Annotated in this window: 18 protein-coding genes and 1 tRNA gene; 6 read left to right on the top strand and 13 right to left on the bottom strand. The window is 67.2% G+C overall.

What is annotated here, in order from left to right; all coding sequences use genetic code 11:
- Positions 1–5: 5 nt before the first annotated feature.
- Together pcrA and ACV095_RS16550 are read right to left on the bottom strand one after the other, a co-directional pair.
- Positions 6–2,561: a DNA helicase PcrA gene (gene pcrA, locus ACV095_RS16545; protein WP_223993908.1), complete on the bottom strand. Its 2,556-nt coding sequence runs from the start codon at positions 2,559–2,561 to the stop codon at positions 6–8.
- A gap of 90 nt (positions 2,562–2,651) precedes the next feature.
- The gene (locus ACV095_RS16550; RefSeq protein ID WP_134165632.1) at positions 2,652–3,482 is read right to left on the bottom strand and encodes an inositol monophosphatase family protein; all 831 of its coding nucleotides are present in this window, start codon (positions 3,480–3,482) and stop codon (positions 2,652–2,654) included.
- 32 nt (positions 3,483–3,514) lie between these two features.
- Between ACV095_RS16550 and ACV095_RS16555 the strand changes: the two genes are divergently transcribed.
- On the top strand, positions 3,515–4,141 hold the full coding sequence (locus ACV095_RS16555; RefSeq protein ID WP_056389110.1) for a hypothetical protein: 627 nt from the start codon (positions 3,515–3,517) through the stop codon (positions 4,139–4,141).
- On the opposite strand, the gene ACV095_RS16560 is transcribed toward ACV095_RS16555, so the two are convergent.
- Positions 4,138–4,911, bottom strand: a complete 774-nt coding sequence (locus ACV095_RS16560) for a DUF998 domain-containing protein (protein WP_223993906.1) — start codon at positions 4,909–4,911, stop codon at positions 4,138–4,140. The genes ACV095_RS16555 and ACV095_RS16560 overlap by 4 nt on opposite strands.
- 83 nt (positions 4,912–4,994) lie before the next feature.
- Between ACV095_RS16560 and ACV095_RS16565 the strand changes: the two genes are divergently transcribed.
- From ACV095_RS16565 to ACV095_RS16575, 3 genes are all read left to right on the top strand, one after another.
- A tRNA-Arg gene (locus ACV095_RS16565) sits at positions 4,995–5,067 on the top strand.
- A 1-nt stretch (position 5,068) separates the two neighbouring features.
- Positions 5,069–5,563 carry a DUF6314 family protein gene (locus ACV095_RS16570; protein ID WP_223993904.1) on the top strand — a complete coding sequence of 165 codons (495 nt, stop codon included), beginning with the start codon at positions 5,069–5,071 and terminating at the stop codon, positions 5,561–5,563.
- Positions 5,560–5,997: an NUDIX hydrolase gene (locus ACV095_RS16575; protein ID WP_142068542.1), complete on the top strand. Its 438-nt coding sequence runs from the start codon at positions 5,560–5,562 to the stop codon at positions 5,995–5,997. The genes ACV095_RS16570 and ACV095_RS16575 overlap by 4 nt, the downstream gene beginning before the upstream one ends.
- A gap of 10 nt (positions 5,998–6,007) precedes the next feature.
- Here the strand turns inward: ACV095_RS16575 and ACV095_RS16580 are convergent, their stop codons facing one another.
- A complete protein-coding gene (locus ACV095_RS16580; RefSeq protein WP_223993902.1) occupies positions 6,008–7,921 on the bottom strand; it encodes an ABC transporter ATP-binding protein in 1,914 nt (637 codons plus the stop codon).
- The gene (locus ACV095_RS16585; RefSeq protein WP_478222306.1) at positions 7,918–9,585 is read right to left on the bottom strand and encodes an ABC-F family ATP-binding cassette domain-containing protein; all 1,668 of its coding nucleotides are present in this window, start codon (positions 9,583–9,585) and stop codon (positions 7,918–7,920) included. The genes ACV095_RS16580 and ACV095_RS16585 overlap by 4 nt, the downstream gene beginning before the upstream one ends.
- Before the next feature lie 250 nt (positions 9,586–9,835).
- On the opposite strand from ACV095_RS16585, the gene ACV095_RS16590 reads away from it, so the two are divergent.
- Positions 9,836–10,567, top strand: coding sequence for a hypothetical protein (locus ACV095_RS16590; protein ID WP_018769561.1), 732 nt, complete (start codon positions 9,836–9,838; stop codon positions 10,565–10,567).
- Positions 10,564–11,301: a hypothetical protein gene (locus ACV095_RS16595; RefSeq protein WP_018769560.1), complete on the top strand. Its 738-nt coding sequence runs from the start codon at positions 10,564–10,566 to the stop codon at positions 11,299–11,301. The genes ACV095_RS16590 and ACV095_RS16595 overlap by 4 nt, the downstream gene beginning before the upstream one ends.
- Positions 11,302–11,513: 212 nt before the next feature.
- On the opposite strand, the gene ACV095_RS16600 is transcribed toward ACV095_RS16595, so the two are convergent.
- The 8 genes from ACV095_RS16600 to ACV095_RS16635 form a co-directional block, all read right to left on the bottom strand.
- Complete coding sequence (locus ACV095_RS16600; protein ID WP_478222307.1) at positions 11,514–14,546, bottom strand: alpha-mannosidase; 3,033 nt, start codon at positions 14,544–14,546, stop codon at positions 11,514–11,516.
- A 125-nt stretch (positions 14,547–14,671) separates the two neighbouring features.
- Positions 14,672–15,550, bottom strand: a complete 879-nt coding sequence (gene fdhD / locus ACV095_RS16605) for a formate dehydrogenase accessory sulfurtransferase FdhD (RefSeq protein WP_223993885.1) — start codon at positions 15,548–15,550, stop codon at positions 14,672–14,674.
- A gap of 50 nt (positions 15,551–15,600) precedes the next feature.
- On the bottom strand, positions 15,601–17,094 hold the full coding sequence (locus ACV095_RS16610) for a molybdopterin molybdotransferase MoeA (protein WP_478222308.1): 1,494 nt from the start codon (positions 17,092–17,094) through the stop codon (positions 15,601–15,603).
- Positions 17,091–17,387 carry a DUF6457 domain-containing protein gene (locus tag ACV095_RS16615; RefSeq protein ID WP_478222309.1) on the bottom strand — a complete coding sequence of 99 codons (297 nt, stop codon included), beginning with the start codon at positions 17,385–17,387 and terminating at the stop codon, positions 17,091–17,093. Before ACV095_RS16615 ends, ACV095_RS16610 begins: the two co-directional genes overlap by 4 nt.
- Positions 17,384–18,058, bottom strand: a complete 675-nt coding sequence (gene mobA / locus ACV095_RS16620; RefSeq protein WP_478222310.1) for a molybdenum cofactor guanylyltransferase — start codon at positions 18,056–18,058, stop codon at positions 17,384–17,386. Before mobA ends, ACV095_RS16615 begins: the two co-directional genes overlap by 4 nt.
- A 95-nt stretch (positions 18,059–18,153) precedes the next feature.
- Positions 18,154–18,654, bottom strand: a complete 501-nt coding sequence (locus ACV095_RS16625) for an HNH endonuclease (protein ID WP_018769554.1) — start codon at positions 18,652–18,654, stop codon at positions 18,154–18,156.
- Between the two features lie 268 nt (positions 18,655–18,922).
- Entirely contained in the window at positions 18,923–19,690 is a 768-nt protein-coding gene (locus ACV095_RS16630) for an NlpC/P60 family protein (protein ID WP_018769553.1), read from the bottom strand.
- 163 nt (positions 19,691–19,853) lie between these two features.
- The gene (locus ACV095_RS16635) at positions 19,854–20,531 is read right to left on the bottom strand and encodes a C40 family peptidase (protein WP_134165666.1); all 678 of its coding nucleotides are present in this window, start codon (positions 20,529–20,531) and stop codon (positions 19,854–19,856) included.
- Between the last annotated feature and the right edge of the window lie 44 nt (positions 20,532–20,575).

Below are 20,575 nucleotides of genomic sequence, written 5' to 3' on the forward strand. Positions count from 1 at the left end.
GCGGCTTAGGCGTCGAGCTTGGTCAGCGGCGCGTACCGCAACAACAGGCGCTTCTCGCCGACGTCGAACTTCACCTTGGCCACGGTCTTGTCCCCCGCTCCTTCAAGCGCCAGGACCGTGCCGTTGCCGAAGCTGGTGTGGTTGACCTTGTCTCCCACGCTGACGGCGATGATTTCCTTTTGCGGCTGCACCCGGTTCTTGGCGATGAACGCCGGAACGTCGGCGTTGAATCCCGCCGAGGAGTCCGCTGCCGCGCCACGGGCAGTGCCGGCGCCCCAGAAGGACCCGCTGTAGCGGCCGGACCCGATGGAACCGCCGCCCCAGCCGCCGGCCTGCCTGCTGGTTCCTTCACGCTTCCATTCCAGGAGCTCCGCCGGGATTTCCTCGAGGAACTGGCTGGCGGGGTTGTACTGGCTCTGGCCCCACATGCTGCGCACCTCGGACCGGGTCACGTAGAGCCGCTTGCGGGCACGGGTCAGTCCCACGTACGCCAGGCGTCGTTCCTCGGCCAGTTCCTTGGGGTCGGTGGCGGAGCGCTGGTGCGGGAAGAGGCCGTGCTCCATGCCGGTCAGGAAGACCACGGGGAATTCCAGGCCCTTGGCCGTGTGCAGGGTCATGAGGGTCACCACGCCCAGCCGTTTGGCCTCGGCGACGGCGGCGTCGATGTCCGCGCCGGGAGCATCCGGGATCTGGTCGGCGTCCGCTACCAGGGAGACCTGTTCCAGGAACGCGCCAAGGCTTCCTTCCGGGTTCTCCTGCTCGTACTCGCGAACTACGGCCACGAGTTCAGCCAGGTTCTCCACGCGGGACTCGTCCTGCGGATCGGTGCTGGATCGCAGCGCGGCAAGGTAGCCCGTCTGTTCCAGCACGGCTTCCAGGGCGGCGGCCGCCCCGGATCCGGAGGCAACCTCGGCCAGGTCGTCCAGCATCTTCACGAAGCCCAGGACGGCGTTGACGGACCGGGTGGCCATGCCGGGCGCCTGGTCGGCGCGGCGGGCTGCCTCCATGAACGACGTCCGCTCACGCTGGGCCAGGGCCGCGACGGCGCCTTCGGCGCGGTCGCCGATGCCGCGTTTGGGCTCATTCAATACACGGCGGAGGTTGACGTCGTCATCCGGGTTGACCAGGACGCGCAGGTACGCCAGGGCGTCCTTGATTTCCTTCCGCTCGTAGAAGCGGGTGCCGCCCACCACCTTGTACGGCAGGCCCACGCGCACCAGGACGTCTTCGATGGAGCGGGACTGGGCGTTGGTCCGGTAGAAGATGGCAACATCGCCGGGGCGCAGGTTCTCCTCGTCCTGGAGCCGGTCGATCTCCTTGGCGATGAACTGCGCTTCGTCGTGCTCATTTTCGCCGACGTAGCCGATGATCTTGTGGCCTTCGCCCTCGGCGGTCCACAACCGTTTTTCCGGACGGTTGGGGTTGCGGGAGATGACCGAGTTCGCCGCGCTCAGGATGTTTTGGGTGGACCGGTAGTTCTGCTCCAGCTTGATGGTGCGGGCCTCCGGGTAGTCCTTTTCGAACTCCACGATGTTCCGGATGTCCGCCCCGCGGAAGGCGTAGATGGACTGGTCCGAGTCACCCACCACGGTGAGTTCCGACGCGCCCGGGCCCTCCCCCACGATTTCCCGCACCAGGGCGTACTGGGCGTGGTTGGTGTCCTGGTATTCGTCCACCAGCACGTGGCGGAACCGGCGGCGGTAGGACTCGGCGAGCGCGGGGAAGGCACGGAACATGTAGACGGTCTCGGCGATCAGGTCGTCGAAGTCCATGGCGTTGGCCTGCCGGAGGCGCTGGGTGTAGCCCTTGTAAACGTCCGCGACCGCATGTTCGAAGGGGTCGTTGTAATTGGCTGCCGAGGCAAAGGAATCGGCGTCGATGAGCTCGTTCTTCAACGCCGAGATCTTGTGCTGGATGGCCTTGGGCGCAAACTTTTTGGGGTCCAGGTCCAGGGCCTTGGAGACCTGGGTGACCAGCCGCAGGGAGTCGGCGGAGTCGTAGATGGAGAAATTGGATTTCAGGCCGACGTTGGCCGCTTCCTGCCGCAGGATCCGCACGCAGGAGGAATGGAACGTGGAGATCCACATGATCTTGGCGCGTCCGCCCACCAGCGCCTCAATGCGCTCCCGCATTTCCGCGGCGGCCTTGTTGGTGAAGGTGATGGCCAGGATTTCGCCGTGGTGGGCACGGCCGGTGGCGATCAGGTACGCGATCCTGTTGCTGAGCACCCGGGTCTTTCCGGATCCGGCACCGGCGACGATCAGCAGCGCCGGCCCGGCATGCTTGACCGCTTCCTCCTGCTGGGGGTTCAGCCCCTCCAGCAGCTGGGCAGCGTCCGGGCGGTGGCTGCCTTGGTGCCGGCCGCCGTCGTGCCTGTCCGTGCTGTCCCGGTCCCGGTGGTGCCCGACCCCGTTGTTCTGCTGCCAGCCGGCCTGGCTGGCCGGCATTCCGCCGGGCCCGGCCGTGGTGGCAACGCCCTCCGGCCCCGTCCTGGTGCGGGCGGTGGCGGCAGGAGCGGCCTTGAACGGTCCGTCAGAGTACGGGTCAAACAACATATCCATGGTGCATACAAGTCTAGGCGGTGGGACCGACAACGCCTTCCAGCCTGTGGATTACTGCCGCTGACCCGTGAACCAGTGCCGGCAACCGCCTCAGGCCACCGAGCCTGACTGAAGGGCTGCACGCAACTCCTGAACCGCCGTCGTTCCTCCTGCCAGGAACCACTCCAGCCCGTTGACGCGGACTGTGTCCACGGCGCCCCCCGCCGCCCGGACGATCGCCTTGCCCGGCAGCCAGTCCCATTCCGGGCAGCTGTGCTGGAACCAGCACCCCAGCTGCCCGTCTGCGACACGGCCCAGGTCGCAGGACCCGGATCCCAGCATGCGGAGGGACGCGGCGGAGGTGGCGGCCGCGTGCCAGGGCATGGCGCACATGGGATCCATCAGCCAGGTGGGGTGGATGTAGGTGGCGGCCCCAAGCTCGGCGACGCTGGTGGCGTTGCGTTTGCCGCCGTCGTCGCTGAAACCGGTGAGGAGGCCACCGTTCAGGGTGGCGGGCCGGTCACGGCCGCCGAGCCACAGTTTGTCCTCCTCCGGCTGGAAGACGGCGCCCAGCAGCACATCATCGCGGTCCTTCAGGGCAATGGCGGAACACCAGTAGGTGGATCCGTGCAGGAAGTTGTAGGTGCCGTCCACGGGGTCGATCACCCAGGTACGGCCGCTGGTTCCCTGGACGGAGGCGCCTTCCTCACCCAGGATGCCGTCATCCGGCCGGCAACGTTGGAGCTGCTCCAGCACGTAGGCCTCGGCGGCGTGGTCCGCCGCCGTCACCACGTCCGAGACGGAGGTCTTTTGTTCCGACTGCAGGCCGGCCATGCGCATGAGGAGCGCCAGTTGCCCGGCTTCGCGGACCAGCGCGGCCGCCAGTTCGTAGTCGTCCAGTGCGGGATCAAGAACAGCTGCGCTGTGTCGGCCAGTGGTCATGGCTTCAGTTTATGGGGCGGGATAATGGTGCCATGGCCAAAACCCCTGCCCAGAGGATCAAGAAGCACGGCGACAAAGCGGTTGTGCCGCAGCACCACCTTCCACCTGTCGTGAACCCCACCACGGCGCGGACGCCGCAGAAGGCTCAGGGCAACAGCAACCTGATTGTGGTTGCCGGCGTGGTGGCAAGCCTGTTCCTGTTCTGGTACCTGCACCTGCTGACCCTGGACCAGCTCACCCAGCTCACCAAGGGCCTGGCCATGCCCGATTCGCTGGTGGGCGGGTTCGATCCCGGCTACATCGGCCGCCTGCAGGCAGCGATGGACGGCGATGCCCTGGGCCAGCTGAACTATGTCCACAAGACCGCGGGGACCCTCTTCCCGCTGATCTTCGGCTTCACGTGGCTGCTGCTCATTGGGACCAATGTGGCACGGAAGGGGCTGCGCTGGGCGTTGTGGGCCTTGCCCATGCTGTTCGTTGTGGTCCGGTTGTGGGGGAACGTGGCCATAGACGCCATGATGGCCTCGGAAGGTCCCGACGCCGGCCAGGTTGCCCTGGCGTCCGGCCTCACGGTGGCGGGGTGGGTGCTTTTGGTGTTGAGCCTCCTGGCCGGGGCCGCGGCTGTGTTCCTGAACAGCCGGAAACGGAACGAGACCTAGCCGGCAGTTACCCGGGCCGCCGCAGCCGCCGCCCGCTGTTCCTTCCGGTGCCGGTGCACCCGCTGTGCAATGACCAGCCCGGCGGCGGCCATGCCCACTGTCACGGGGTACCCCATGAGCCGTTCCAGCGTCCCGGGCTCGGGAACCATCATGCGGGTAAGCCCGCCGGTTGCCACCGCGGCCAGTGACACGCCGCCGCAGGCCACCAGGAACCACGCCATCCCGGTCTTCCGGAGCCACAGGAGTCCCAGGACCAGCAGGGCCGCACCACCCGTCACGAAGTACGTGACGGCGCCGGCATAATGCCAGGGTGAGCCGGCGTCCTCCGGGACCAGGCCCACAACCACCGTCCCTGCCCCGGCGGCTCCGGTGAGCAGCCGGACCGCGGCGGCCGCGAGCCAGGGTCCCCTGCGGCCCCAGCCGACCCTGGTCCCGGGGCGGGCACCCACGCGCAGCAGCCCGGACGTCAGCATCACCGCCCCCACCAGCAGGCCAAGGCCCTGGACCACGAACGAGGCATTCATCAGCCAGTTCAGGGGTGAGCAGACGTCCCGGCCTGAGAACGTCCCGCAGTGGAGGGCACCGAGGTCACTGATGTACCCGGTCCGCAGGTCGTAGGGACGGGGTCCGGACCACGCCATGGCCACGGCTGCCTCCGCGGCGAAATACTGCAGCACGCTCAGGATTGCCCAGGCCCCGATGTACTGCCGGGTGGACGCAACGTTCGGAATGAAGGCGGCGGCGGGAGCGGCAGTGGGGGCTGGACTCATGCCATGAGCGTAGTACGGCCCGGCACCTTGTATGCTTGTAACCGTGTCCGGACGGACCGGCCCCGCCGAACCACCGGATGCCCGCCCTCGTAGCTCAGTGGATAGAGCACGGCTCTCCTAAAGCCGGTGTCGTTGGTTCGATTCCAATCGAGGGCACTTGAACTCCCGTGTCCCGGAGCCCAGCCTCCGCGCCTACCTCCTGGGCAACCAGCCGGCCGGCGCCGCAAGCCACAACACCCACCCGGGCCGCTGGCTGGTGGAGCGCGACCTGCTGGACAGGTCGGAGGGCACCCGCGGAACCTTTTCCGGCGTCGTCCTTTTCATCCCCACGGACGACGACGGCGTGGCCTTCCGTGAGGAAGGCACCATGCGCTGGCCTGCTTTTTCCGGCCCCGCCTCACGCGAGTACCTGCTGCGGACCACCGGGCGCCCTGACGCGCTGGACTTCTTCTTCCCCGACGGCCGCCCCTTCCACCGGATGAGCTTCACGCCGGAAGCCAACCTGGACAGCCACTGGTGTGATCCCGATACCTACCGGGTGACCTACACCTTGGAGGACCCTGACCACTTCAGCTACAGCTGGGATGTCACCGGTCCGCGCAAGGACCTGCTGCTGACTTCACACCTGGTGCGGACGCAGGCACCGGCATGAAACACCGCATCGTGGTTTCCGCCGTCTGCGTGTTCGACCACACCGGCCGCCTGCTGACCGTGCGGAAGCGCGGCACCACCATGTTCATGCACCCGGGCGGCAAGCCGGAACCGGGCGAGACAGCTGTGCAGGCCGCAGCCCGGGAGCTTGAGGAAGAAGTGGGCATCACCATCGACCCGCGCGAACTGGTGTTGATGGGCGTGTGGATCGCCGACGCAGCCAACGAGGCCGCCACTGACATTGAAGCCACCGTCTTTACCGCTCCGGGCACCTGGTCAGCACACCCTTCAGCTGAGATTGCCGAGATCCGCTGGCTGGACCTGGACGTCCTGGCTTCCGGCGCCGGACAGGCCCGGGACCTGGCGCCACTGCTGACGGACCACATCCTGCCCCTGCTGGCCGCCCGGGCAGTCCCGGGAGCCGCGCAGGCTTAGCTGATCAACCCTAGAACTCGGGGACGGACTCCTGGGCCACGGCGGTGGCCTCCGCGAACTGCGTCCGGTAGAGCTCGGCGTAGCGGCCGCCGGCGGCCAGGAGCTCCGTGTGGGTTCCGCGTTCCACAATTTGACCGCCCTCGACCACCAGGATGGCGTCGGCCGCGCGGACGGTGGACAGCCGGTGGGCAATCACGACGGCGGTCCGCCCCTCGAGTGCGGCGCCCAGGGCTGCCTGCACGGCGGCTTCATTCGTGGAGTCCAGGGCAGCGGTGGCCTCGTCGAGGATGACGACGCGGGGCTGCGCGATCAGGAGCCGGGCAATGGTCAGCCGCTGGCGTTCGCCGCCGGAAAGCCGGTAGCCGCGCTCCCCCACCACCGTTTCCAGCCCGTCCGGCAGGGACCTGATCATCGTCTCCAGCCGTGCCTGCCGCAGCACGTCCCACATTTCCTCTTCGGTTGCGTCGGGCTTGGCCAGCCGAAGGTTGGACGCGATGGTTTCATGGAACAGGTGGCCGTCCTGGGTCACCATGCCCAGGGTGTCCCGCAGCGAATCGAAGGTGGCGTCCCGCACGTCCAGCCCGGTGCCCCGCGCAGTGCCGCCGAGACGCACTGCGCCGGAGTCGACGTCGTACAACCGCGACAGCAGCTGGGCGATGGTGGACTTGCCGGCGCCGGAGGAACCCACCAGCGCCACCGTCTGGCCCGGTTCCACCCGGAAGCTCACGCCGTGCAGCACTTCCTCGCCGCCGCGGGTGTCCAGGGTGGAGACTTCCTCCAGCGAGGCCAGCGAGACCTTGTCCGCGGACGGGTAGGCGAAGCGGACGTTGTCGAATTCGACGGACACGGGGCCGGCAGGAACGGGCTTCGCGTCCGGCTTCTGCTGGATCAGCGGCTGCAGGTCCAGGATCTCGAAGACGCGTTCAAAGCTGACCAGGGCGCTCATGACTTCCACCCGGGCGTTGGACAGGGCCGTGAGCGGAGCGTAGAGCCGGGTCAGCAGCAGTGCCAGCACCACCACATCCCCGGGTGCCAGCTGGCCGCCCAGGGCAAGCCAGCCGCCCAGGCCATACACCAGTGCCAGGGCAAGCGCGGACACCAGGGTCAGGGCCGTGACGAAGGTGAACTGCAGCATCGCCATGCGGACGCCGATGTCCCGGACGCGGCCCGCGCGGGCGGCGAATTCGCGGGATTCCTCGTCAGGACGCCCGAACAACTTGACCAGGGTTGCGCCCGGCGCCGAGAACCGCTCGGTCATTTGGGTGCCCATGGCGGCGTTGTGCGCGGCAGCTTCCCGGCGCAGGTCAGCCAGCTTGGAGCCCATGCGCCGGGCCGGAATCAGGAAGATCGGCAGCAGCACCATGGCGAGGACGGTCACCAGCCACGACGTATTGAGCATCACGGCCAGCGTCAGGGCCAGCGCCACCGAGTTGCTCACCACCCCGGAAAGGGTTCCGGCGAAGGCGGACTGGGCGCCGATGACATCGTTGTTGAGGCGGCTGACCAGCGCGCCCGTGCGGGTCCGCGTGAAGAAGGCAATGGGCATCCGCTGCACGTGGTCGAACACCCGCGTGCGCAGGTCCACGATGACGCCTTCGCCGATGGTCGAGGACAGCCAGCGGGTCAAGAGCCCCACCCCGGCCTCACCGACGGCCACGATGGCGATCAGCACTGCCAGCCAGATGACCGTGTCAACGCCGGTCTTGGCGATGATGGCGTCAACCACCTTGCCGGCAAGCACCGGGGTGGCGACGGCCAGGAAGGCAGCCGCAATGGAGGAGAGCACAAAGGCGATGAGCTTGCCCTTGTGGGGGGCGGCAAAGGCCAGCACCCGCTTCAGGGTCTCTTTGGAAAATGGCTTCGAAGCGCTCTTAGCGGTGCTGATGTTGTAGAGCGAACTCCAGGCTACGCGGTCCATGCTCATGGCTGTTTCTCCTGGGTTGCAGTGTGGTGGAGTTCCTGGACCGTGCCGTTTTCCAGGTGCCACCGGTAGTCGAGTCGAACGTTTTCCAGCAGCCGGCGGTCGTGGGTGACCAGCAGCAGCGCTCCGTCGTAGCTTTCAAGGGCCTCTTCCAGCTGTTCTATGGCCGGCAGGTCGAGGTGGTTGGTGGGTTCGTCCAGCACCAGCAGGTTCACGCCGCGGGCCTGGAGCAGCGCGAGGGCAGCCCGCGTCCGCTCACCCGGTGACAGGGAATCCACGGTCCTCGACGTGTGGTCCGCCTTGAGGCCGAACTTGGCCAGGAGCGTGCGAACGTCGGCACTGTTCCAGTCCGCCAGCACCGCTTCGACAGCGTCGCCCAGCGGCAGGGCGCCGTCCAGCAGCCCGCGGGCCTGGTCTATTTCGCCGACGGCGACGGAGGCACCCATGGAGGCATCGCCGTCGTCCGGCGCCTGGGCGCCCAGCAGCAGGCGCAGGAGGGTGGATTTGCCGGCGCCGTTGGGGCCGGTGATGCCCACGCGCTCGCCGCCGTTGAGCTGGAGGCTGACCGGTCCCAGCGTGAAGTCGCCCTGGCGTGCCACGGCCTTGCGCAAGGTGGCGACGACGGCGCTGGAGCGCGGTGCCTGGCCGATGCTGAACTGGAGCTGCCATTCCTTCCGGGGCTCCTCCACCGCGTCCAGACGGGCGATCCGGGATTCCATCTGCCGGACCTTCTGGGCCTGCTTTTCGGAGGATTCAGTACTGGCGGCGCGCCGGATCTTGTCGTTGTCGGGGTTCTTCTTCATGGCATTGCGAACGCCCTGCGAACTCCACTCCCGCTGCGTCCGTGCCCGCGAGACCAGGTCTGCCTTGGTGGCGGCAAACTCCTCGTACTTCTCGCGGGCGTGCCGCCGCATCACAGCGCGTTCCTCGAGGAAGGCGTCGTAGCCGCCATCGTAGACAGCCACACTGTTCTGTGCCAGGTCAAGTTCGACGACGCGGGTCACACAGCGCGCCAGGAATTCGCGGTCATGGCTGACCAGCACCACGCCGCCGCGCAGCCCCATTACGAAGTTCTCCAAGGTGGCCAGCCCCGCGAGGTCGAGGTCGTTGGTGGGCTCGTCCAGGAGCACCACATCGAAGCGGCTCAGCAGGAGGGCCGCCAGGGCCACCCGGGCGGCCTGGCCGCCCGAAAGACCCGTCATCAGCGCATCGGCGCCGGCGTCCAGCCCGAGGTCTGCCAGCACCGCCGGGACACGGTCTTCCAGGTCAGCGGCGCCGGAGGCCATCCAGCGGTCAAAGGCACGGGCGTAGGCGTCATCCGCCCCCGGAGCGCCGGAACCGAGTGCTTCCGCGGTGGACTCCATGTCGGCGGTCGCCTCCGCGCAGCCGGTGCGGCGGGCAATGTAGGCCGCCACTGTTTCGCCGGCAATGCGCTCGTGCTCCTGTGGGAGCCATCCAACGAAGGCATCGGACGGCGCAAGGTTGACCGAGCCCTGCTGGGGCTGGTCGACACCGGCCAGGAGGCGCAGCAGCGTCGATTTACCGGCACCGTTGGCACCCACCACGCCCACCACGTCGCCGGGGGCAACCGTCAGCGAGAGCCCGGAAAAGAGCACCCGGTGGCCGTGGCCACCGGAGATGTCCTTCGCAACAAGGGTTGCAGTCATCGAATCGTCCTTTCGCCGCTGCCCGGACAGCCGCCGACGGCCGGCAGAGGCGGCGAAAACCGGGCCGCGGCGCCGCTGGGGCTGCAGGACATAGAAGAACCCGCTGGTCCGGACTTGGGGGGTGTACGGACCAGCGGGCTCGACCATCAACTATAGGCGAAGGTGGACCATGGGCAAAATCGGCGGCACGGCCGGGGCGGGGACGGCACGGTAAAATCGTCCTCACCACCCGTTCTGCAGAGAGCACTCCATGACCCTTCCTGCCAAGGCGTTCCAGCGCTGGCTGCAAGGCATCGCGCCAGATGCCAGCACTGCAGACGTCTGCAGGGTCTCCGGAATCAAGCGGACCACGCTGGCCCAGCAGCTGGTCCGGGGCAAAGTCTCCGTGAGCACGGTGGTCAGCATCAGCCGCGCGTACAACATCAACCCCGTCGACGCACTGTCTGGGTTTGACGCCTACAGCGCCCTGGGAAGCCCGCCGCGTCCACCCACCCGCAGCGAGCTGGTCAGCCAGATTTCCACGCCGGACCTCCTGCGGGCGCTCCTGGCCCGCCCCGCAATGGATGCGGCCCGGGGAGCAGCCGCTCCCGCCCTCACTCCTGCCCCGCACGCCACCTCCGTGAAGAACTGGGTCGATGCCATAGACGACGGCGAGGTCCGGCACCGCGTGTCCGCCTCCACGGGAGTGGCGCCGCAAAACTATTCCGCCCAGTTGACCGCCAACCGGCTGTCCCCGGAGCTCGCCTTGGCGACGGCATTGGCGGCCGGAGTGGGACCCGCCGGCGGACTGGTGGCCACGGGAATCATTACGGAGGAGGAGGCCGGCTGGCCTCCCGGTGCCCGGCAGGCGGCGCTGGACAGCCTCACCGACGGAGAACTCACAGCCCTTGCTGGAGACCGGCTTCAGGCAATGGGCAAAGTACTGCGCCGCCAGGAGCAGGACCAAGCGCAGACAGAAAAAATTTGGGAGAACCTGGGATGATCGAAACCCTTCAATGGAGCACGCTGGCCATTTGCGCCCTTATTGCGGTGGCCCGCGTCCCCAGCACACTCAGAGGAGAAAACCGCTCCCTTTTCGGCATCTTTGCCTTGATGACCCTGGCCATCCTGTTGAGCATCCAGGGGCCGTACATCGTCATCGACCAGGCGCTGGGCGGGATCAACCTGGCCAACCTGTTGCTGCGCTTCGTCATTTTCGGCGCCATCTTCTTCATGGGTATCCGCGTTTCCAGGGGCTTCGGTGCCGGCAGTGCCTACCGTCTCATAACCGGAAGGGCCGGCATCATTGTCCTGCTCGCTGTCTCGGCTGTCGTGATTTCACTGTTCTTCTCCATGGACACCGCCGGGTCATCGGCAGGACTAAGCGCCATCTCGGGTAAGGATGCGCGTCATTTCGCGCTGGTTGAGTACTACGGTGCGGCTGGACGCGCCTATCCCGCCTTCGTCGCCCTGGTCCTCGTGCCGGCCATGGTGCGGGCAGTGCGGGAACGGCTGCCGGTCCTGGTACGCATCGCCGCTGCGTTACTGGCCCTGGGCGGAGTGGCGGTGGCCCTTACGCTGCTCTTCCCTCTTATCCCGCCCAGCCTCGGCCAGATAGAATTCATCATCAACTACACGGCCGTGCTGTGCTTCGTCGTCGGGCTGGCCCTGATCTGGGCCTCAAGGGTGGTTAACCGGCGGACTGAGGCACGCCGGAGGACATCTACCGAAATGTAACCTTCGTGCGCTTTCACAAAAACATTAGAATGTGAAACAATCATGAATGTGTGAAGGCGGGGCTGCCAAGCGTTTTCGAACGGGGATAAATTCCAAAGCGCCGGCCGCCCCGGGGGCCTTTGCACGCATTGGGGGGATGAGTGGTGGCGGATCGTTGGGGACCGCCCCCACTCAGCCTATTTAAGGACCATGGCCCCCAAGGGACACTGATCCTATTTCCTGGCAAACCTCAATGTCACCAACTGGAACGGCCGGAGCGCGAGCTCGGCACCGGTATCTGCCGGAACAATTCCGGGCGCCTCGGCGGCACGCTCCAGGAGATCCGTCGACACCACGCCATTGACAGGGAAGTTGGCTGTGAGAGTTCCCACGGACCGCTGCCCCAACGACTCATAGAGCCGGACCACCACATCGCCCGATCCGTCCTGGGCCAGCTTCACCGCTTCAATGACCAGGGCCGGATTGCTGACGGAGAAGAGCGGCTCCACCGCGGTGCCGCCGCTGACCAGCCGGGGCGCCAGGTTGGTGCGGTACCCTTCCTGGACGGCGGCCGCAATGTCAGCACCTGGGCGGATGGTCACCGTCAACTCCTGGTGTCCGCGGTCGGCGTCGGGGTCGGGGAACTTAGGAGCCCGCAGCAGGGACAGGCGCACCGTAGTGGTGGTTCCGCCGTCGGATTCCCTGATGCTTCTGCCCACGTCGTGGCCGTATGTGGAGGAGTTGGCCACCGCCACCCCGTAGCCGGGCTCCCCCACGTGGATCCACCGGTGGGCACAGATTTCGAACTTCGCGGCTTCCCAGGAGGTGTTGGTGTGGGTGGGCCTGAAGACGTGGCCGAACTGTGTTTCGGCAGCTGACCGGTCTGCCCGCACGTCGAGGGCAAAGCCGAGTTTCAGCAGCTTTTCGCGCTCCTGCCAGTCCACGGCCGTGGTGATTTCCAGTGACGGGCTGCCGGGGGCCAATGTGATGCGCTGGGTCAGCGGCGAGCTCCCTGCCAGCCGTTCCACCACCACCACGGCGCTGCCGTCTTCATTGGCCAGCCGGACCGACTCCGCGTGGACCAGCGGAGTGACATTGCGGCGGTAGAACTCGTCGATGTCCCAGGCGTCCCATTCGTTGGGGGTGTCGCGGTGCAGTTCCAGCAGGTTGCCGCGCTGGCCAGGGGCGATGGCCTCTCGTCCGGTGGCGTAGTCACGCAGGGACGCGAGGAGTCCATCGGCGTCCACCTCGACCCGGATAATCCCGTTGTCCAGGATGTAGCCGCCGTGGTGTGGCGTGGCGAGCACCGGCCCAGGGAGCGGCGTCGGTTCCGCTGCCGCAAGGGCGGGCACTCCATTCCTTGCGTGCGGCGCAGCGTTAAGCAGGAACTGCCGGTCCCCGGAGCCCAGCATGGCGGCAGCTGCCTGGCTGATGATTGCTTCAAGCGCCGTTTCGATGGCCTGATAGTTACGCTCGGCGTCCTGGTGGACCCAGGCAATGGAGCTGCCGGGAAGGATGTCGTGGAACTGCTGCAGCAATACCAGTTGCCAGAGCCGCTTGAGCTCGGCATCCGGATAGTCGTATGCGCCGGCCGACCGGACTGCAGCCGTGGAACACCACAGTTCCGCTTCACGCAGCAGGTGCTCGCTGCGCCGGTTGCCCTTCTTGGTCCGCGCCTGGCTGGTGTACGTGCCGCGGTGCAACTCCAGGTACATTTCGCCCACCCAGACAGGCAGTGCCGGGTAGTCTTCCTCGGCCTGCCGGAAGAAACTCTCCGCAGAGCCGATCCTGACCCTGGGCGATCCCTCCAGATTCGCGGTGCGGGCAGCCGCCGCAAGCATTTCGCGGGTGGGTCCGCCGCCGCCGTCGCCATAGCCGAAGGGCACCAACGACACCGTCCCGCGGCCGTGGTCCCGGTAGTTGCGCTCGGCGTGGGCAAGGTCCCTGCCGCTGAGGTCCGAGTTGTAGCTGTCCACCGGCGGAAAGTGGGTGAACAGCCGGGTGCCGTCGATTCCCTCCCAATTAAAGGTGTGGTGCGGCATCCTGTTTGTCTGGTTCCAGGAGATCTTTTGGGTAAGGAACCAGCGGCTGCCCGCGGCTTTCACGATCTGGGGCAGGGCGGCACTGTATCCAAACGAGTCCGGGAGCCACGCCTCCCTGCACTCAATGCCGAACTCCGCCAGGAAGAAGCCCTTGCCCTCCACGAACTGCCGCGCCATGGCTTCGCCGCCGGGCATGTTGGTATCCGATTCCACCCACATGCCGCCGACGGGCACGAACTGGCCTGCCCGTACCTTTTCCCGAATCCGGCTGTACAGCTCCGGGTACAGCTCCTTGATCCATGCCAGCTGCTGCGCGGACGAACAGGAGAAGACGAAAGTCGGGTCTTCATCCATCAGTGCCACCACGTTGGAGAACGTCCGGGCGCATTTGCGGATGGTTTCACGGACCGGCCAGAGCCAGGCCGAGTCGATGTGGGCATGCCCCGTGGCAACCAGTTGATGCGCGGATGCGTAGGCGGGACGGGCAAGGACTTCGGCGAGCTCCTGCCGTCCTGCCGGCGCGGTCCCGGCAACATCGTCAGGGTCCATCACGTCCATCATGCGTTCGAAGGCCCGGAGGATCTCATGGCGGCGGGGAAGCTCCAGGGGGAGTTGTTCCATGAGGCCGGCCAGCGTCCACACGTCCTGCTGGAGTTCCCACACGCACTGGTTGAGTTCAGCGATGGCGATGTTGCCCAGCCGGTACTGGGGTGCTCCCCCGGCGGTCGCCTTGTCTCCCAGCGGGGTGGCGGCAAAGGTCCAGCCTTGCGCCATGTCCGGGTTCGCGGCCGCCTCCACGTAGAAGTCCACGGCCATGCCGCCGCCCAGCAGCTTCAGGGGAATGTACTGGTTGCGGGGTGAGATGGCCTTGATGATGGTCCCGTCAGGCCGCCAGGCGATGCCCTCGCACTGGAACCCGGGCGCTTCGGTGGTGAACCCAAGATCCACCACCACCTCCACGGTGGTTTCCGGGCCGCCGCCCCAGGATTCCGGCACCTCCCCTTGCAGCCGGAGCCAAGTGGTCCCCCACGGCCGGCCCCAGGCGGCGCCGTGCTCCTGCGGCTGGAACTCCTGCCGCATCGCTTCGAGCGCGGGGACCGGTTCACCGGGGGCCTCCCAACTGCTCAGGTCAAGCGGGACCGTCCGGCTGTAGACGGCAGGGGCGATGCGCTCGCGCACAAACCTGGCCAGGCGGACTTCCGTGATCCTGCGGTCGTCATGCAAAATAAGTCCTCTTTAGGCTCGGGGCTGGATCATCGCGTCCATTCGATGGACAAATCTACCCTCCGGCAGCATTGCAACCAACCCCCTTGCCCGGGCAGCCACGTCCCAGCCGTGCATTGGCCCTCCTAGCCACTGGGCACGGCTGGTGCAGGGCGCAGGATCCGCGAGTCCCCGGCGTAGACGTTAAAGCTGGTGTGCCGGCTGAAACCCGCCAGCGTCACGCCGTTCGCCTCGGCCAGTTCCACGGCAAGACTGGAAGGGGCACTCACGGCAGCCAGGACGGGAATGCCCGCAAGGGATGCTTTCTGGACCAGCTCGAAGGACGCCCTGCCAGATACCTGGAGGACGGTTCCGGTAAGAGGCAGGAGGCCCTCGCGCAGTGCCCAGCCCACCACCTTGTCCACGGCATTGTGGCGTCCCACGTCCTCGCGCAGGCACAGGAGCTGCGGCTCGCCGTCGTCATCGATCCTGAACAGGCCTGCCGCGTGCACGCCGCCGGTGTCCTCGAAGACACGCTGGGACTTCCGCAGCATCCCCGGCAGGGCGGCCAGGACTTCCGCGTCCACAGTCAACGGGTCCGTCCGGGGGCTGAAGTGGGAGGACTTTTGGACAGCTTCGATGGAGTCCGTTCCACAGATGCCGCAGGAGCTGGACGTGTAGACGTTGCGGCCGGTGTCGGGAACTGGCACATCCGGCCGCAGCTGGGCCTCCACCACGTTGAATGTCTGGACACCGTTCTCGTCCTCGCCGGCACAGAATCGCAGCGAAACCAGCTGTTCGGGGGCCCATATGACCCCCTCGGACACCAGGAATCCAGCCACCAGGTCAAAGTCGTCCCCCGGGGTTCGCATGGTGACCGAATAGGAAAGCTTTCCCAGCCGGATCTCCAGCGGTTCCTCGACGGCGAGGACGTCTTCGCGGTGGCGGACCGGGTACTCCAGGGCTCCCGGCGAACCGTCCAGGACATACTTGTGCACCTTCCGGCGCTGGGTTACGCGTCCCATGTTCCACCCTGCTTGTTCATTACTCCATCATGGCACCAACAGGGGCCGCCTCAGCCCAGGAGGGCGCTCCAGTCCACGGGTCCGCTGGGTGCCGGCTTACCCTTGGGCTGGCCTGTCCGTGCGGCGCTTCTTGGCTTGGCTTTGGCCGGGCCGTCCTGGGTAGGAGGTATTGGCGGCCCCCATGGCAGGGCGAACGCGGGCACCGGCTCGCCGAGCTGCACGCCGTGCGGTGGCACTACCAGCACACCGTCCGCGGCGGCGAGCCCGCGCATCATCCCTGGCCCCGTATGCTGCGCCGGGGACGCCATGCCGTACAGCAGCCGGAACGGCATCAGCCGGGTACGCCCGGGGTCCGGCTCGATCATGGTCCCGCACGGCACCTCCTCCACCGCCGGCATGGGACGGTGTCCCAGTGCGGCCAGCAGCGGGGCCCCCACAGTCGAAAGGGCCATCATGGCCGCGAGCGGGTTGCCGGGAAGCCCCAAAACGAAGCGTCCGTCGGGCAGTTCGGCGAGCACGGCAGGGTGGCCGGGCCGCATGGCCACGCCATCGATGATGAGCCGGCCGCCGAGTTCGGCCACTGCCCTGCGGAGGTGGTCCGTTCCCGAGCGCCCGGTGCCACCGGTAGTAATGACGACGTCGGCCGGCAGGTCCGGCGCGTCCGGCACCTCCGGCAGCACGTCCTCGAGCGCCGCAAGCCATTCGTCATAGGAGTCGCCGATCCGCTGCTGCCCGCCGGGTATGCCGCCCAGCATGGCGACGACATCCGGCAGCTGCGGGCCGAAGGTGTCGCGCACCTGGCCCGGGGCCGGCGTGCCGTGTTCCACCACTTCGGACCCGGTCAGGACCAGGCGCACCACGGGCTTTCCCTGGACCTGCACATCGTCGTAGCCTGCCAGCGCGGCAAGTGCCAGGTGGGCGGGATTGAGCTCCACCCCCGCCTTGACCAGGATGTCCCCTTCCAGGGCTTCCTCCCCGGCTTTCCTGATGTGCTCTCCCGCGCGGGGCTCGCCCGGGCGGGCCTTGCCCCCGGTCATCAGGAGTGGGAGTCCTTCATCGTCCTGGCCAAGGACTGCGCTCTCGGTGCGAAGCACTGCCTTGCCGCCTGCGGGGATCAGGCCGCCGGTGGCGATGGGGCTGGCCTGGTGCGGTGCCAGCCGGGTGCCGGGTTCCACCGGGATCCAGGGGCCGCTTCCGTTGACCACCCAGCCGTCCATGGCCGAGGACGCATAGTGGGGCATGTCCTGGAGGGCCACGATGTCCTGGTCCAGTTTGCGGCCCAACGCGATTCGCAGTGCCACTGGTCCGGGAGGAATGGGGGTTCCGGCGTCGAACGCCGTCTGCCGGGCCTCTTCCCACGTGTGGGCGGCATGGTGCTGGCCCGCATGCCCTGCTTCCGCCGTCCCGGCTTGGACTGCGCCGGAGTCAGTGGTTCCGGGTTCAGTGGGTCCGGGTTCAGTGGGTCCGCGTCCAGCTATGCCGGCCGGCCCTTCCGCTTCGCTGCCAGGTGGCGCTTCCGGATCGCTTTGGGGTTCCGCGGTCATTCGCCGGGAGTCCCGGCGGCAGCCTCGGCCTCGTAGTCCTTTGCCAGTGTGCGGGCAACGGCCAGGGCCGCATCCATTGATTCAGCGTCCATCTCCCTGCCGGGAGCCGCAGCCAGGCCCGCAGCGAACCCGGCGATGAAAGTGGTGAGCGGAGCGGCTGGCCGGACCACAGCATGGGCGGCGACGCCCGCAAGCGCCAACACCGCGTTGACGTCCACCTGGACGTCCTCAAGGTTGTACGCCTGGAGAAGTGCCCTGCACCACTCTTCCAGTGTTTCGTCCTGGCTCTTCACGAATTGCCTCCCACGTTTGCTCCGCCCGTCTGCCGGTCCTGGCGTTCACTCTGGTTCCCGGCGGCAATCCCCAGCGCGGCAGCGTCATCCCAGGTATCCACATCGGAGGTGGACCCGGCAGGGACTGTGACAAGCTGCACGTCCAGATTAGCAAGGAGCGACCTGACAGAGCCGTTGACCAGCGCCCCGCGGGCAGCGAGGTCCCTGCACGCCTTTGTTAACTCAGGCGTGCGGTAAAAACCCACCAGTGGCTGTGGGCGGTTGCCTTCGGCAGCCATGACATTTGCCGGGTTCGCCGCCGTGGACATCTGCAAAGCTTCCTGAAGCGCTGCCACCGCTTGGGATGCCAGCGGCATGTCGCAGGCCAGCACCAGGAGGTAGGGCGCATCCTCGCCGATGTCCGCCAGCGCATCCAGCCCGGCCGCTATGGCTGCCGCCGGGCCCGCGAAGTGCGGCTGCTCCCTGCAGCTCAGCAGGTTGGGAGGCCAGATTGGCAGGGAAGCCATCTCGCCCACAACTGCCACATGCCGGGCCCCCGCGGCGGCAGCGACAGCGCGTTCGAGGAGGGATTGGCCTTGGAAGACGAGCGACTGCTTGGGTACGCCGCCCAGCCGCGATGACCTCCCCCCGGCCAGGATCACGGCATCAAAGGCAAGCCCGTTCACTTCCACTCCCCCAGCCTAGCGACCGGCAGCGTAGGGGCCGCACTGCGGGTCAGAACGTCCGGCGCACCGGAGCATCACGGCAACTCAGGCAGCGCGGGGTGTCAGGCAGCGCGTTCCGGAAGCAGGAAGGGGTCCCAGGCCGGCGTGGGCTTCTCCAGTTCCTTGATCTGCCAGATGGTTCCGTGCGGCGGTTCGGGCACGAACCGCAGGGTCCATCCCATCTCGGCTGGAGTGTGGTCGCCCTTGACGTTGTTGCAGCGCAGGCAGGCGGCCACCAGGTTCTCCCACGAATCGGCCCCGCCCCGGGACTTGGGGTGAACATGGTCAATGGTGTGCGCCGCTTTCCCGCAGTAGGCGCATTTATGCCCGTCGCGCCGGAGTACGCCCCTGCGGCTGACGGCCGTGGAGTGGTTGTACCGGGGCCGGATGTAGCGGTTGAGGAGGATCACGGACGGGCGGCCCAGAATGTCAGTAGGGCCCACCACGGGGTCGTCACCTTCGGCCACCACACTTGCCTTGCCCGTGAGCACAAGCACCAGCGCCCGGCGGAAAGTAATAACCGCCAGCGGTTCATATCCAGCATTCAGAACGAGAGTGCGCATGCACTTACCTCTTCACGGCCGCACCCGTCAGGGGCACGAGGGCCGGCTGCCCTCGGCATGTCCGGGCTATGGATCGACATCACAAGAGTAAACAAAGAAGTGCAGAATCGGGTAATCGCCACTCTGGAGCAGGACAACGGCTGGACACCGCGGGAGGGTCGGCCGCGGGCGGCGCGGGCCGATTAAGCGCGAAGGACCCCCACCGGGATGGCGGGGGTCCTTGGGGGCATTGCCAGGCCTGCGGCCGTTCAGGCCTGCCTTGGGATGCTTAGTTGACGCGGATGAACACGGGGCCGGAACCCACGTTTGCGCTGAAGACCACAGTCTGGTTTCCGTTGTAGCCGCCGTGGACTGCCATGCCGTTTCCGGCGTAGACAGCAATGTGGGCCATGCCCGCGCCGCCGTCAGCGTAGTAGATCAGGTCGCCCGGCTGCGCTTCGGCTGCACTCACGGTGCGGCCCAGGGACAGGTAGCCGGCGGGCCAGTCATGGAAGTGGATGCCGACGGCGGCCAGCGAGTTGGTGACCAGCATGGTGCAGTCCTGCATAACGCCGAGCTGGGCGTAGGCGGCCGAGAGGATTGCAGCGCCCTTGCCGCTGGCGGAAGCCTGGGCAGCGGGAGCGGCCGGAGCAGCAGCGGTGGCAACCTTGGCGGTGACCTTGGGAGCCGCAACGGGCTCGGCGGCAGGAGCAGCTTCCTGCACCTCGACCTGGGGCTCAGGCTCGGCGACGGGAGCCGGCGTGGTGGTGACAGCGGGCTTCTCGTAGCTGATGGCGATGGTGGAAGCCGCGGAAATCGGGGCGTCGATTGCGGATTCAACTTCCAGTGCGGACGCCGGAGCGGAATCACGCTTGACGTTGGCGTCGGCAGCGTTGGCCGCGATGCCGCTGGTCAGGACCAGGCCGGAAGCGGCAGCGATAACCGCAGCCTGGCGGCCCATGCCGCCTGCGTTGTCGCTGACGGCCTTTGCAATAACAGCGATCGAGTTGGTTTTGGTGACCTCGGCGCGATGCCGTGCGGTGGCACGAGTCGTCATCAGTTCTCTCTTTCGTTTTTCCCTCAAACCGCTTGTAGGCAGGCGAAGGTTGTTGGACGCGCCGGCATCTTGGGGGTACGTCGGCGCGTCCCGAACGGGGATGTGGTTTCTAGCGAAAAAGCCTTGGGCAAAGAAATAGCCCTTGGAGCGTTAAGCCCAAGAACTAGTTGCCGTAGTGGTAGTACGAGGAGGTGCCAGTGGCTGCAGGCGAGTGGAGCAGCGTGCCCTGGGAGGGGTTGAGTGCGCTGATCATCATGCCGTTGCCGACGTAGATGCCGACGTGCGCGCCACCGTTCTGGACAACCAGGTCACCCGGCTGCGGGGTGGAGGTGGGAGTCATGATGCTCCACGCATTGGTGCGGGGGATGCTGATTCCGGCCTGGGCGTAAACCCACTGCACGAACCCGGAGCAGTCCCAGCCGGTGACCGGGCTGGTGCCGCCCCACACGTAGGAGTGGCCGATGCCGGTGTAGGCGATGGCAGCGATGCCCGAGGTTGCCGCAGCGGATACGGTCTCCGCCGTCTTGGCGGCCGGAGACGCCTCCTGGCCTGCAGTGGTGGCGCGGTTCGCCGAGGCCGTGGACTGGGTACGCACCGCTTCCACCTTCGGAGCAGCGGTGGTCTTGACGACCGGACGCTCGAAGGACACCGTGGCCGTGGGTGCGGCCGTGACAGCGAGGGCTGCCTGGGACGAGCCGGACTCGGTGGAGGCAGAGACACCGGCCGTGGTGTCAGCTGCCGTGGCGGGCAGGCCCATGCTCAGGATGAGGCCGGAAGCCGCTGCCACAACGGCAGCCTGGCGGCCTACGGTCCCGGCATTTGCACTGACGGCCTTGGACATGGCGTCCAGGGGGTTGGTGCGAACCGTTTGCGCACGGTGGCGCG

The sequence above is a fragment of the Arthrobacter sp. JDC6 genome, from assembly GCF_056484025.1.

Coding starts and splice junctions, on each gene's coding strand:
- pcrA (WP_223993908.1), bottom strand. CDS start 2,561: ATGGATATGTTGTTTGACCCGTACTCTGACGGACCGTTCAAGGCCGCT.
- ACV095_RS16550 (WP_134165632.1), bottom strand. CDS start 3,482: ATGACCACTGGCCGACACAGCGCAGCTGTTCTTGATCCCGCACTGGAC.
- ACV095_RS16555 (WP_056389110.1), top strand. CDS start 3,515: ATGGCCAAAACCCCTGCCCAGAGGATCAAGAAGCACGGCGACAAAGCG.
- ACV095_RS16560 (WP_223993906.1), bottom strand. CDS start 4,911: ATGAGTCCAGCCCCCACTGCCGCTCCCGCCGCCGCCTTCATTCCGAAC.
- ACV095_RS16575 (WP_142068542.1), top strand. CDS start 5,560: ATGAAACACCGCATCGTGGTTTCCGCCGTCTGCGTGTTCGACCACACC.
- ACV095_RS16580 (WP_223993902.1), bottom strand. CDS start 7,921: ATGAGCATGGACCGCGTAGCCTGGAGTTCGCTCTACAACATCAGCACC.
- ACV095_RS16585 (WP_478222306.1), bottom strand. CDS start 9,585: ATGACTGCAACCCTTGTTGCGAAGGACATCTCCGGTGGCCACGGCCAC.
- ACV095_RS16590 (WP_018769561.1), top strand. CDS start 9,836: ATGACCCTTCCTGCCAAGGCGTTCCAGCGCTGGCTGCAAGGCATCGCG.
- ACV095_RS16595 (WP_018769560.1), top strand. CDS start 10,564: ATGATCGAAACCCTTCAATGGAGCACGCTGGCCATTTGCGCCCTTATT.
- fdhD (WP_223993885.1), bottom strand. CDS start 15,550: ATGGGACGCGTAACCCAGCGCCGGAAGGTGCACAAGTATGTCCTGGAC.
- ACV095_RS16610 (WP_478222308.1), bottom strand. CDS start 17,094: ATGACCGCGGAACCCCAAAGCGATCCGGAAGCGCCACCTGGCAGCGAA.
- ACV095_RS16625 (WP_018769554.1), bottom strand. CDS start 18,654: ATGCGCACTCTCGTTCTGAATGCTGGATATGAACCGCTGGCGGTTATT.
- ACV095_RS16630 (WP_018769553.1), bottom strand. CDS start 19,690: ATGACGACTCGTGCCACCGCACGGCATCGCGCCGAGGTCACCAAAACC.
- ACV095_RS16635 (WP_134165666.1), bottom strand. CDS start 20,531: ATGTCCAAGGCCGTCAGTGCAAATGCCGGGACCGTAGGCCGCCAGGCT.